12 protein-coding genes are annotated in these 12,840 nt (G+C 39.5%); 6 read left to right on the plus strand and 6 right to left on the minus strand.

Annotated features, from left to right (window positions below; genetic code table 11):
- The first annotated feature begins 38 nt into the window (after positions 1-38).
- Positions 39-2,681 carry a glycoside hydrolase family 78 protein gene (locus EDC17_RS05055; RefSeq protein ID WP_165894366.1) on the plus strand — a complete coding sequence of 881 codons (2,643 nt, stop codon included), beginning with the start codon at positions 39-41 and terminating at the stop codon, positions 2,679-2,681.
- Positions 2,682-2,764: 83 nt separating this feature from the next.
- Here EDC17_RS05055 and tsf read toward each other — a convergent pair whose 3' ends face one another.
- The 4 genes from tsf to rplM all read right to left on the minus strand — a co-directional run bounded on the left by tsf (position 2,765) and on the right by rplM (position 5,429).
- Positions 2,765-3,601 (minus strand): translation elongation factor Ts, encoded by an 837-nt coding sequence (gene tsf / locus EDC17_RS05060; RefSeq protein WP_132777062.1) that lies wholly within the window; start codon positions 3,599-3,601, stop codon positions 2,765-2,767.
- A 164-nt stretch (positions 3,602-3,765) separates the two neighbouring features.
- A complete protein-coding gene (gene rpsB, locus EDC17_RS05065) occupies positions 3,766-4,569 on the minus strand; it encodes a 30S ribosomal protein S2 (RefSeq protein ID WP_132777063.1) in 804 nt (267 codons plus the stop codon).
- Between the two features lie 18 nt (positions 4,570-4,587).
- Positions 4,588-4,974 carry a 30S ribosomal protein S9 gene (gene rpsI, locus EDC17_RS05070; protein ID WP_132777064.1) on the minus strand — a complete coding sequence of 129 codons (387 nt, stop codon included), beginning with the start codon at positions 4,972-4,974 and terminating at the stop codon, positions 4,588-4,590.
- 11 nt (positions 4,975-4,985) lie between these two features.
- Positions 4,986-5,429: a 50S ribosomal protein L13 gene (gene rplM, locus EDC17_RS05075; protein WP_132777065.1), complete on the minus strand. Its 444-nt coding sequence runs from the start codon at positions 5,427-5,429 to the stop codon at positions 4,986-4,988.
- Between the two features lie 230 nt (positions 5,430-5,659).
- Between rplM and EDC17_RS05080 the strand changes: the two genes are divergently transcribed.
- The 5 genes from EDC17_RS05080 (at position 5,660) to EDC17_RS05100 (ending at position 11,304) form a co-directional block, all read left to right on the plus strand.
- On the plus strand, positions 5,660-7,357 hold the full coding sequence (locus EDC17_RS05080; protein ID WP_132777066.1) for a tetratricopeptide repeat protein: 1,698 nt from the start codon (positions 5,660-5,662) through the stop codon (positions 7,355-7,357).
- Complete coding sequence (locus EDC17_RS05085) at positions 7,347-8,123, plus strand: DUF4292 domain-containing protein (RefSeq protein ID WP_132777067.1); 777 nt, start codon at positions 7,347-7,349, stop codon at positions 8,121-8,123. Before EDC17_RS05080 ends, EDC17_RS05085 begins: the two co-directional genes overlap by 11 nt.
- 91 nt (positions 8,124-8,214) lie before the next feature.
- Entirely contained in the window at positions 8,215-9,480 is a 1,266-nt protein-coding gene (locus EDC17_RS05090; RefSeq protein ID WP_132777068.1) for a murein hydrolase activator EnvC family protein, read from the plus strand.
- Between the two features lie 81 nt (positions 9,481-9,561).
- Positions 9,562-9,765 carry a twin-arginine translocase TatA/TatE family subunit gene (locus EDC17_RS05095; protein WP_132777069.1) on the plus strand — a complete coding sequence of 68 codons (204 nt, stop codon included), beginning with the start codon at positions 9,562-9,564 and terminating at the stop codon, positions 9,763-9,765.
- 105 nt (positions 9,766-9,870) lie between these two features.
- Positions 9,871-11,304, plus strand: coding sequence for a LysM peptidoglycan-binding domain-containing protein (locus tag EDC17_RS05100; protein WP_132777070.1), 1,434 nt, complete (start codon positions 9,871-9,873; stop codon positions 11,302-11,304).
- Positions 11,305-11,342: 38 nt separating this feature from the next.
- On the opposite strand, the gene EDC17_RS05105 is transcribed toward EDC17_RS05100, so the two are convergent.
- Both EDC17_RS05105 and EDC17_RS05110 read right to left on the minus strand, forming a co-directional pair.
- Complete coding sequence (locus EDC17_RS05105) at positions 11,343-11,858, minus strand: phosphoribosyltransferase family protein (protein WP_132777071.1); 516 nt, start codon at positions 11,856-11,858, stop codon at positions 11,343-11,345.
- A gap of 88 nt (positions 11,859-11,946) precedes the next feature.
- Positions 11,947-12,510 (minus strand): C40 family peptidase, encoded by a 564-nt coding sequence (locus EDC17_RS05110; protein ID WP_132777072.1) that lies wholly within the window; start codon positions 12,508-12,510, stop codon positions 11,947-11,949.
- Positions 12,511-12,840 lie beyond the last annotated feature (330 nt).

The following is a 12,840-nucleotide window of genomic DNA, read 5'->3' on the forward strand; positions in this document are numbered from 1 at the left end:
TTTAGTATATATCTAACTACCTACTGTAAACTTTGATTATGAGAAAGTTCCATATTCTATTCTTCTTTTGTCTATATATTCCCTTGGCTTCATTTGGGGCTTTGAATGACGGCATGCCCGTTGATTTAAAATGTGAGCACTTATTCCGACCTATCGGCATCGATGTGCAGGATCCTCGACTATCTTGGCGTATGCATGATAGCCGCAGAGGAGCGGTACAGACTGCTTATCGTGTCCTTGTAGACACAGATTCCCTTGCACTCATAAATGACAAAGGAAGTATATGGGATACAGGGAAGCGGAATGGATCGGATAGATTGGTTTCTTTTTCGGGCAATAAACTAAATCCTTTTACTATCTATTATTGGAAAGTAATATCCTATGATTTGAATGGAGAACCACAACCTTCGGAAATTGCGACTTTCGAAACGGGCATGCTGGGGATTGCTCAATGGCAAGGCAGTTGGATTAGTGATAATAAGGATATACACTATAAGCCTGCTCCCTATTTCAGAAAGGAATTTTCATTAAAAAAGCAAATAAAATCTGCGCGTGCTTATATTGCGTCGGCGGGACTATTCGAAATGTCTATCAATGGTGAACGGGTGGGAGATCATTTTTTGGATCCTATGTATACGCGATATGACAGGCGGATCTTGTATGTGACCCATGATGTGACGAAGCATTTGCAGTCTGGGGAGAATGTCGTAGGATTGATATTGGGGAATGGATGGTATAACCATCAGTCTCTGGCTGTGTGGGACTTTCATCACGCACCATGGCGAGGAAGACCTACTTTTTGTCTGAACTTGCGAATTGTCTATACAGATGGTTCAACGGAAACTGTCGTCAGCGAACGCGATTGGAAAACATCTTCAGGGCCGATCGTCTCCAATAGTATCTACACGGGTGAACATTATGACGCACGACTAGAGCAGGCAGGATGGGATAAGCCAAATTTCGATGACTCCAAATGGCAAGGGGTGCGCTATCGAAGTGCTCCTTCTAATAATATTGTTGCCCAGCAGATGAATCCTATTCGTTTGATTAATGAATACAAAGCCATCAAAGTGACCAAACATGATGCACAAACATATCTTTTTGACCTGGGTCAAAATATGGCTGGTATATCAAAAATAAAAGTCAAAGGGCCAGCGGGCACGGTGGTAAAGCTGGCGCATGGCGAGCGATTGGCTGAAAACGGTCGTCTGGATCTTTCCAATATAGATGTGTACTACCTTGGTGACAAGGAAAAGGATCCATTCCAGACGGACATATTAATTCTCAGCGGGGAGAAGGAAGATGAGTTTATGCCAAAATTTAATTACAAGGGTTTTCGGTATATAGAAGTGACGAGTAGCGAGCCTATTATGCTCGACGACTCTCATATCTCAGCCTATTTTGTGCATAGCGATGTAGCTCAAAAAGGCTTTGTTCATACTTCTTCCGCTTTGGTAAATGATTTGTGGCGGATTACGAATAATGCTTATTTGTCCAATTTGATGGGCTATCCTACGGATTGTCCACAGCGTGAAAAAAATGGATGGACAGGAGATGGGCATTTGGCTATTGAAACTGCGCTATACAACTATGATGGTATTACGGTTTATGAAAAATGGTTGGCAGACCATCGTGACGAGCAGCAGCCAAATGGCGTATTGCCTGATATTATTCCGACTGGGGGATGGGGCTATGGCACGGCAAATGGTTTGGATTGGACAAGTACCATTGCTATTATTCCTTGGGAAATCTATCAATATTATGGGGATAGTCGGTTGTTGCGCGATTGTTATGAAAATATCAAACGCTATGTGGATTACGTGGACCGCATTAGTGTCAATGGACTCACCACATTTGGTCGAGGAGATTGGGTTCCTGTAAAATCTACATCCAATTTGGAATTGACTTCGTCCGTCTATTTTTATGTGGATGCGAAGATATTGGCACAAGCGGCTATGCTATTTGGTCATAAAGATGATTATAATAAGTATTGGGCACTTAGCGAAAAAATTAAACAGGCCATCAATACGAAGTATCTAGACCGTGAAAAGGGAATTTATGCGAGTGGAACCCAAACCGAGTTGAGTGTGCCCTTGCATTGGGGTGTGGTACCTGAAGAGTTTAAGGCACAAGTCGCGACTAACTTAAATCAAAAAGTGCTAGAGACTAATTTTCATCTGGATGTGGGTGTACTCGGAGCAAAGACTTTATTGAATGCCTTGAACAATAACGGCTACAGCGAATCGGCTTATAAAGTTGCGGTACAAGATACTTATCCTTCGTGGGGCTGGTGGGCTGTCAATGGTGCTACGACACTTTTGGAAAATTGGGATTTGCAAGCGAAACGAGATATTTCGGAGAATCATATGATGTTCGGCGAAATCGGCGGTTGGTTTTTTAAATCTATTGGCGGTATTCTGCCTGATCCGGCGCAACCTGGATTTAAGCATATTATTTTAAAACCCATTTTTCCAGATGGATTGACACATAGTGAAGTTTCACATCATTCGCCGTATGGTCAAATAGTCTCCAAATGGACTAGAAATAAGAAAAAAATTATTTATGATGTAATTATTCCGCCGAATACGACAGCGACATTCTATGGACCTGACAATGTCAAAGGAGAAAGAAAAATTAAACTGCCGGCGGGCAAGCATCAGATAAAAATGGAATTGCGGTAGTTTTAATCAAAAAAAAATCCCTTCCTGATATTCAGGAAGGGATTTTTTATATGATATACTAAGCAAAACTTAGTATACTAAAATTATGCTCCTAATTGTATGCGTTTGAATGCAGTTACAGTTAATCCTTTAGATACTGAATCTAAGAATTGAGCGATATTTTTAGATGAATCTTTAACGAATTCTTGGTTCAACAAAGTAGTTTCTTTGAAGAATTTGTTCAATTTACCTTGAGCAATTTTCTCAGCCATTTCAGCTGGTTTACCTTCAGCAATGATTTGTTCTTTTGCGATAGCGATTTCACGCTCGATAGTATTTTGATCTACACCATCTTTATCAATAGCGATAGGATTCATTGCAGCGATTTGCATAGCTACATCTTTACCCGCTTCGTCAGCACCTTCAGCGTCAGCTGAAAGACCTACCAATACACCTAAACGGTAGTTACCGTGGATATAAGCAACCACTTTTTCACCTGTTACGATGTCATATTTAGAAACGTCGATTTTCTCACCGATAACACCAGTTTGCTCGATTAATAATTCAGAGATTACTTGACCGTCTAATGTTAAAGCTTTCAATTCTTCTACTGTAGCTGGAGTGTTTGCTAAAGCTGCTTCTGCAATTTTGTCTGCTAAAGCGATGAAATCAGCATTTTTAGCTACGAAGTCAGTTTCACAGTTTACTTCTACTACGATACCAGTTTTGCCATCAGCTGATGATTTAGCGATAACAACACCTTCGTTAGAATCACGGTCTTGACGGCTAGCCGCTACTTTAGCGCCTTTTTTGCGTAAGTAGTCAACAGCAGCTTCGAAGTCACCGTTAGCTTCTACTAAAGCTTTTTTACAATCCATCATACCTGCGCCTGTTTGTTGACGCAATTTGTTTACATCTGATGCAGAAATTTGTACTGACATGATATTTTCTTTTTTAATAAAATTACTACGTTGTGATTAACAAAGCGACGAGCTATTGTTAAGTTTTTGGTTTCATTTAACAAAAAAACCGGAAAGACGTGCGTGGGTAAGGAAGCAAACTTCCAGAAACCTACACTTGTCTATCCGGCTTTATATATAGAATATTATTCTACGTCTTTTGCTTTACGAGTGCGTTTTCCTGGAGTCGCGTCAGCGTCACCATTATCTACTGCAGCTTTAGCAGCAGCAGCTTCTTTTTCCGCATCTTCTTCTTTGTCGCGTTTACGCTCTTCTAAACCTTCTACGATCGCTTGACCGATGATACCAGCGATAAGGCTAATAGATTTAGTAGCGTCATCATTAGCTGGGATAGGGAAGTCGATGTTTGTAGGATCAGAGTTTGTATCTACCATTGCAAAAGTAGGGATGTTCAATTTGATAGCTTCAGCTACAGCGATGTGTTCTTTTTTCACGTCGATGATGAATAAAGCTGCTGGCAAACGGTTTAAGTCAGCGATACCACCCAAAAGTGCTTCTAACTTAATACGTTCACGTTGAATCATCAATTTCTCTTTTTTAGATAATACATCGTATGTACCATCTTTTTGCATTTTGTCAATGTTAGACATTTTTTTGATAGACTTACGCACTGTTGCAAAGTTTGTAAGCATACCACCTAACCAACGTTCAGTTACGTAAGGCATGTTTACAGCCTTAGCTTGTTGAGCGATGATTTCTTTTGCTTGTTTTTTCGTTGCTACGAATAAAACTTTACGACCTGATTTTACGATTTGTTTGATAGCTGAAGCAGCTTCTTCTAATTTCGTAAGAGTTTTGTTCAAGTCAATGATGTGGATACCGTTGCGTTCCATGAAAATGTACTTAGCCATTTTCGGATCCCATTTACGAGTAAGGTGACCGAAGTGAACACCTGCATCCAATAAATCTTGATAAGTAGTTCTTGCCATTTTGTGTTCCTCCTTTGATTAACGTTTACTGAATTGGAATCTTCTACGAGCTTTCTTGCGTCCTGGTTTTTTACGCTCAACCATACGGTCATCACGTGTTACCAAACCTTTAGCGCGTAAAGCTGGTTTTACTTCTGGGTCTAGTTCTACTAATGCTTTAGCGATTGCTAAACGCACAGCTTCTGCTTGACCTTTAACTCCACCACCTTGAACGTTAACTTTCACATCAAAATTTGCTAATGACTCCGTTACGTTCAATGATTGCGTAACGATGTATTGCAATGGCAATGTTGGAAAATATTCTTTGTAGTCTTTACCGTTTACGGTAATGTTTCCGCTACCTGCTCCTAAGTAGATACGAGCAACAGCAGTTTTTCTTCTTCCTGAAGTGTTAGTTGTTGACATGTTTGTTCTCCTTAAAATTTAACTGGTTTTGGATTTTGCGCTTCGTGTTTGTGCTCTGTTCCAGCATAAACAAAAAGGTTTTTGAATAACTGACGACCTAAACGGTTTTTAGGTAACATACCACGTACCGCTTTTTCGATGATGCGCTCAGGATGTTTAGCCAATAATTCTTTTGGAGATACAAATCTTTGACCACCTGGGTAGCCTGTGTAGCGAACATATGTTTTGTCGCCTAATTTGTTTCCAGTCAACTTAACCTTGTCTGCATTAATAACGATTACGTTATCTCCGCAGTCTACGTGTGGGGTAAATGTTGGCTTGTGTTTTCCACGAATTACTTTTGCAATTTCGCTTGCCAAGCGTCCCAAGATCTCGCCTTCAGCGTCAACAACGATCCATTCTTTGTTAACGGTGTTTTTGTTGGCAGAGACAGTTTTGTAACTTAACGTATTCACTTGCTTTTATTTAATTAATTAATAATGTTTAATCAGATTGTAATCACTACAATCGGATTGCAAAGGTAGCGATTTTATTTTCAATATTAAAACATATCGCAGCTAAAATATTTTTTAACGTTTTTTATGCTTTTAGTTGTTAAACTTCTAGTCTAGAATTTACTCTTTTGTAAGTATAGATTATTACCTTAGTAGCATAGGGATGAGGATATACGATTAATATAAATACAATGAGAATACAGCTTATATATAGCTTCCGTTATTTTTTAGTGCTTTTTATCATGCTTTTTGTGTCGACGGCAAGTTGGGCGCAGACAGCATATACAGAGGAGCTAAAGCTGGTGGAAAGCAAATTGCGTGAGGGTAATTTTACAGAGGGCTTGCAACTTTTGGATCAAATATCCGAAAAGCATCCTGACGCGGCAGATATCTATTATGCCAAGTCGTTGATAAATGGACAATTGGGCAATTATGCTGGTGCGGTAGAAAATGCATCGCTCGCTTTTCAGAAAAGTAACAACCTATTCTACGCGAACCATCTTTTGGAATTGTATAAATCCCAAAAAGATTATCCAAGTAGCATTCAACTCTTGGAAGGCCTGAAGACACAATATCCGGGGCACGAAGGACTGCACCGTGAGTTATTAATCATGTATGCTTCCAACGATCAACTGGAGGTAGCCGAGCGAGTGTACCAAGAATTGATTCAAAAGTCGCATTCGGACACATTGAATCTGGTGATGGCCGAAATCTATATGAATAAAAATGAGTTGGCTCCTGCCAAAAAGATATTAACCCGCCTTGATGGCAAGACCATGATACCTGATGTATATGGCTATCTTGGGTATATTTATAATCATGAGGGCAAGCAAAAGGACGCCATTGCCGCTATCGAGCGCGGTATCAAGCGCACAAGTGACAAAAGTCTGTATCTAGACTTAGCGGATATTCACAGAGATTCCAAAAAGTACGCAGCTATGTACAGTGCATTAAAAATACCTTTTGATGAGCTGGAGGTGCCTTTTTGGGATAAGTATAAATTCTTAATCGAATTAATGAATGATCCAGCGATAGAGGCGGATGATAGGCTACAGACACTGGCCAATACCTTAGAACGTACATATCCGGATGTATTAGAGGCACAGATTCTCAAAGGCGAATTGCTTGGAAAACGAGGCCATGTCGAAGAAGCTCGATCTGTTTTCTTAAAAGTGCTATCGTCTAATCCGCGGCATGTCAATGCGTGGCGTTTGGTAATTTTATCGGATTTGGAGTTGGGGCAAGTGGATCAGGCCATCCAGCATGGTCAAGAAGGTCTAAAGCACAATCCGAATAATTCGCACCTCTTATATTTTACTAGTCTGGCCTATGCAGGGCAGCCTGATTATGACAAGAGTAGAGAATTGTTGGAACAAGCGCTCAACTATTCGGAGAATGAAAATAATTCCATCCGCTCGCTGATATATGGTTCATTGGGGGATCTGTACCATCAATTGAAGATGGAAAATCTTTCGGATGCAGCCTATGAAGAAGCCATCACTCTCGACAGCACCAACGTGAGTGCATTAAATAACTATGCATACTATTTGGCTGTTCGTAAAAAAGAATTAGAAAAGGCAGCGCAATTCTCTAAGCTTTCCAATGAGTTAGAGCCAAATTCAGCGACTTTCAAAGATACCTATGCCTGGGTTTTGTTCCAACAGGGCAATTATCAGGAAGCGCTACGATGGATAGAAGAAGCTGTGAAATTAAATAAAACATCCGCCGTGATGTATGAGCACTATGGTGATATCCTAAGTAAGTTGAAGCGCGATAAAGAAGCTATTGTGCAATGGCAAAAAGCTTTGGATATAGAGATAAAAAACGATAGCCAACAAAATCTGGCTAAAATTCAACAAAAGATACAAGAGAGAAAATATGTGGAATAAGTTATTAATACTAGGAATAGGACTGGCTGTATTGACAAGCTGTGGGGCGAAGAGACAGGTTGCTACGCAATCTAACGGAGGGGTTTCTGTTCCTTCTTCGCCGAATAATATTGCGGATTTTTTAATTAATAATCTGGATTTTCATACCTTTTCAGGACGTGCTAAAGCCAAAGTGGAGTTGGGAAAGGACAATCAGGATGTTACCATGCACGTTCGCATAAAACGTGACCAGGCAATATGGATATCTTTGACTGCGACATTCCTCAATGTTGAGGGCGCTCGCGTACTTATCACACCCGACAGTATCAAAATACTAAATAAGTTGCACGGTGAGTACACCGCAAAACCGTTTAATTACATCCATCAGTATACGGGTAAAGGTGTAAACTTCAGGGTATTGCAAGATTTGTTGATTGCGAATGTATCATCGGATCTATTGCGTACAGACCAGATGACTGTTGCGCAGGCCACGGACGACGTGCAATTGGTAGGAGTGAAGGATGATTTATCTTTTCAGTACAGCCTGAATGGAAAATATAGACCAAAAGTGATTCGTATTACCCCTACGGGAAGTAGTCAAAGTCTGGAAGCTTTCTATAGCTCCTTTAATGATGTGACAGGGTATAATTTTCCTCAAAATCAAAACATTAAATTAAATGCTGATAAAATGCAGATTAATGCCTTGTTGAATTATAACAAAATTGAGTTCAATCAAGAATTGGAGATGCCTTTTACGGTACCATCCCGATATAAGGTGATAAACTAATAGATGTTAAAAAAATCTTTTTATTAGGCAAGTCGTATAGATATCATTATTTTTGGAAGTTGTACAAAAACGAGAAAGCTGAACTCATTTCATGAATTTCAAATATATATTATTAAGCATATTCTTTGTAGTCTTTTGCGGACAGTTATCATTTGGGCAAAGTAGTGCTCAATTGAAAAAGCAATTGGAGAAGATTAACATTGAAATTGCTAATCTGAATAAGGAATTGGTCGCTAAGACTAGAGAAAAGTTATTATCCCAAAAGGAAGTGACGGCCTTAAGTAAGCAGTTGAGCTTACGGGAGGAGAAAATCACCGTCATCAATAAAGAAGTAAACAATCTAACTTCCCAAATCAATCAAAATACCAAAGCTGTCAATGAATTGAAGGCGGAGTTGGAAAAGATGCGTAAGGATTATGAGAAGATGATTTTGTTTGCCTTCCGTAACCGCAATGGTTATAATAAGATGATGTTTATCTTCGCTTCTAAGGATTTCAATCAAGCATTCAAGAGGATTAAATATTTGCAACAATTCTCTGATGCGCGTAAGGCGAAAGCTGCTGAGATTGAGAAAGTGAAAAAAAATATTGAGTTGAAGATCGCACAGATGGAATCTGACCGTCAGACCCAGCGTGCGTTGCTTGCAGATCAACAGAAAGAGCGCGATATCATCAGCAAAGATAGAGCGGCTCACCAAAGCCAGTTGAACGTATTGGTAAGTCAAGAACGTACGTTCAAAGGACAATTGTCTAAAAAACAACAAGAGAAGAAAAAGATGGAAGCGCTTATCCGTGCAGCCATTAACAGAGAGATTGCTGAGGAGCGCCGTAGGGCAGAGGCTGAGCGCAAGCGTCTAGCTGAAGCAGAAGCCAAACGTACAGGTAAAACTGTAGCCGAGGTAGAGAAAGCCACGCCGAAGAAAACGGATAGCGAAATCTTACGTTCTACACCAGAGGCAGCTCGTCTATCGGCGGATTTCAAGTCCAATCGCGGACGTCTTCCATGGCCAGTGTCACAAGGTAATATTGTGCGCAATTATGGTTCATATACCGTAGATGGTATCACCAGTTCGGCACCAGATATCGGTATCCGCACGGCGGATGGCGCCGGCGTAAAAGCAGTGTTCGAAGGTGAAGTGGTGCAAGCGGTAGCAGGCGTAGTCGTGATCAAGCACGGTGAGTATTTTAGTTTCTACTCCAATATGGCATCGGTATCGGTGAGAAGAGGACAAAAGGTAAGCCGTGGGCAACAAATCGGGGTAGCCGATAAGGATCCTGAGCTGGGCTATACAGTAGTTTATTTTGGCTTGTCACAGGGACAAAATGAATTTAATCCGGCGCCGTGGTTAGCAAGATAGTTACATTGGAATACCAATTAATTATATATATTTGTAAGTACAAGGAGTTGAATATAAAGTTATTTAAGAAATAATTCGAAAATGTATACATCTAATTTATTATTTATAGGAACACAAGAGATCATCATTATTGTGGTTTTAGTTCTTCTTTTATTTGGGGGTAAAAAAATTCCAGAATTAATGCGCGGTCTGGGTAGAGGTGTGAAGGAATTTAAAGATGGTCAACGTGAAGACCCAGCTGAAAAATCAGCACCAAACAACACGGAAAAAACAAATAATCAATAAACAAAATACTATAAAGATTACATTTTCGACAAGAAATGTAATCTTTATAGTTTATGCCTAAATACTGGCTAAATATTGCCCACTAGTATCCAAAACTAGCACAATATGAATAAACACATTTGCGCCGCATTATCAACATTTTTAATCAGTGCGTTTTCTTTGCAAGCTCAAGTTTCTATAGAGAATCCTTTGGGTGATGACTATTACAGTTCATATTCCTTTGCGACACCTATGGAAGAGCAATTGGCTATGTTGGTCGAACTCGATTCTATCCGCAAAAACGTTGATGATAAAGTGGCGGTCTCCCTCGATGATGCCGTGATTCTACGAAGAATGAAGGCGAGCACCAAGACTATTCCACTGGATTATAATTCCAATGTGAAGTATTTTATTGATAAATATATTTCGTCGAATTATCGACCTTATATGAATCGATTACACGGTCTGAGCAAACATTATTTTAAAGCGTATGATCAGATTTTTGCGGAAATGGGACTTCCAGAAGAGATCAAATATCTTTCGCTAGTAGAATCATCACTCAATCCGCATTTAGTTTCGACTTCAGGGGCAGTAGGACCTTGGCAATTTATCTATACCACCGCACGCATCTATGATTTGGATATGAATGCGCATATCGACGAGCGCAAAGATATCTACTCGTCTACGTATGCTGTGTCGAAGTACCTGAAAGAGTCATATGATCAGTTCAATGATTGGTTGCTTGCTTTGGCTTCCTATAATTGTGGACGTGGCTGTGTACAGCGCGCTATCAAACGTTCCGGATTGCAAAGTCCCACATTTTGGGAATTATCACCTTTCTTGCCCAAAGAGACTCAAAATTACATTCCCAAGTATGTCGCTATGACATACGTCCTGAATAATACAGAATATTACAATATAGACCCAGCAGCCAATGAATTGGATATGGATTTCAAAGTCATCTTGGTGAATCGGACGGTGGACCTTCGTCATGTGGCCAAAGCTATAGATCTGGATATAGAGCAGTTAAAACATTTCAATCCTGCGGCGAAGCGATTGGTGTTAAACGGTACAGAAGAAAAGCCGAGAAGGTTGTTTCTGCCGATTACGGCCAATACAAATGATAGTCTGCTTTATCTGGCATTGCATTCACCCTCGTCGATTGCTTTGCCAATGGATGAGCCCAAGACGCTGTTAGCAGGTACTTCTACACAAAAGTATCGCGTACGCCAAGGTGAAACGCTATCAAATATTGCTAGAAAATTTAATGTCACTGTTCAGGATCTCAAAGCATGGAATGCTTTAAATAGCAACAGTCTGACGGTAGGAAGATCACTTGTGGTTAGCCAACCTGTCAATGCTACTTTGGCCAAAAACGTAAGCAAGACAAACAGCAAAAGTACATCCTCCCGAACGGCATATTATGTCGTCAAAAAGGGAGATTCTCTGGGCCGCATAGCGAGAAGAGAAGGAAGTACCGTAGCCAAAATACAAGCAGACAACGGTTTGAGTAATACACGGATAAAACCCGGTATGAAGCTTAAAATAAGAAAGGGTTAATCGCCAATCGATTAACCCTTTCTTATTTTCCTGTTTTATTATTCGAGCCAAGCGGCATCTTCTTTATTGTCAAACTCTTCCAAATACACCCGCACATTTTCTTTTAATATAGTAGAAAGCTTTTGTCCGTAGTAGTCACTAAATATAGGGAATTGGTGATGGCTGCGGTCGATGAGTACGGCTGTACGCATTTTCTTTAGCGGTACGTTGATAAATGCACCCAATGCATAAGCCAATGTTCTTCCACTATTCAAGACATCATCTACCACGATGACAGCCCTGTTGGCCGCTGTTTCGATAGGCAAATCCGTGACTGCTTCTAGACTGCGTTTATTCTTTTTGATAGTAACCTTGATGAGGATCACTTCTTTGTTATCAACAAGTTCCTCTATGATGTTTTTGAGTCTTTGGGCAAATACATATCCTCTGTCGGCAATTCCTACCAATACAATTTCTTTTTCGTCAAAATTGTCTTCGATGATTTGGTAAGCAATGCGTTTAGATTTTTGAAATATCTGTTCTTTATTTAATATTAAGGTTGCTTTTGTTGACATAATTCAAAATTGATGTAGCAAAATTAAATAAAAAAGTCCGGATGATTAATTTTCATTCGGACTTTTTGTTGGTATTATGGAGTTACTTTTACTTGTCGGTATTGAGCATCGAAGCATCCGCCACCATAGTACGGTTTTCTTCTGATTTTGGACGACCACCATTATAGTAGTATCTTTTCCAATAGGCTTCGTTTAGATTGCTCACCATTACACCTTTGCTAGAAGAGGCGTGTGCAAACTTATCATCACCTAAATAAACACCTACATGCGTAATAGACTTACTTCTGATTTTAAAAAACACTAAATCGCCCGGCTGCAGATCTTTCTTATTGATCGGCGTAACGTTTGCGTACTGATTTCTGCTGTTAAAACCTATTGTGGTGTTGAAAACATTCTCGTAAACTGCAAGTGAGAATTTTGAACAATCGATACCTCTTTTTGAATCACCACCCAATCTATATGGTGTACCCAACCAATCATACACAAATTGATAGAGTTTGGTGTTTGTGGTAGCATTTACAGCTACACCCATGATTTGCGAGAAATACTCTTTAGCAAGATTGTCTTGCTCATTTTTTTTGGTAGTTTGTGCTTGCGACACTAGACAAAAGCCTATAAATAGCACCGATGCTATTAGTTTTTTTGTGTTCATTAAATCGCTTTTTTTAATTACAACTTTCCTTACTTCCTACTCTTTTCCAAGGAGCAGATGTTACGAAGATAATAGATAGATATCTACAATCCAAATAAAATACGTAGGTTTTAACGTATTTTTAACATATGCTTAAGGATAAGTACGCAGTAATTATCGTAATACGTGCAATAATGCGGTTAGTACGCAGTAACATTAAATTTTTATTAGTTTTTTAAAATAATTTTGATTTTAATATGAAAAATACTCTATATTAGGACCAGATATTAAAAAATATGAAAACATTTAGCTCAATTATTTCAACAATTATTATTACTACGGGGGGTAATT

This window comes from Sphingobacterium alimentarium (genome assembly GCF_004342685.1).
Lineage (GTDB): Bacteria > Bacteroidota > Bacteroidia > Sphingobacteriales > Sphingobacteriaceae > Sphingobacterium > Sphingobacterium alimentarium.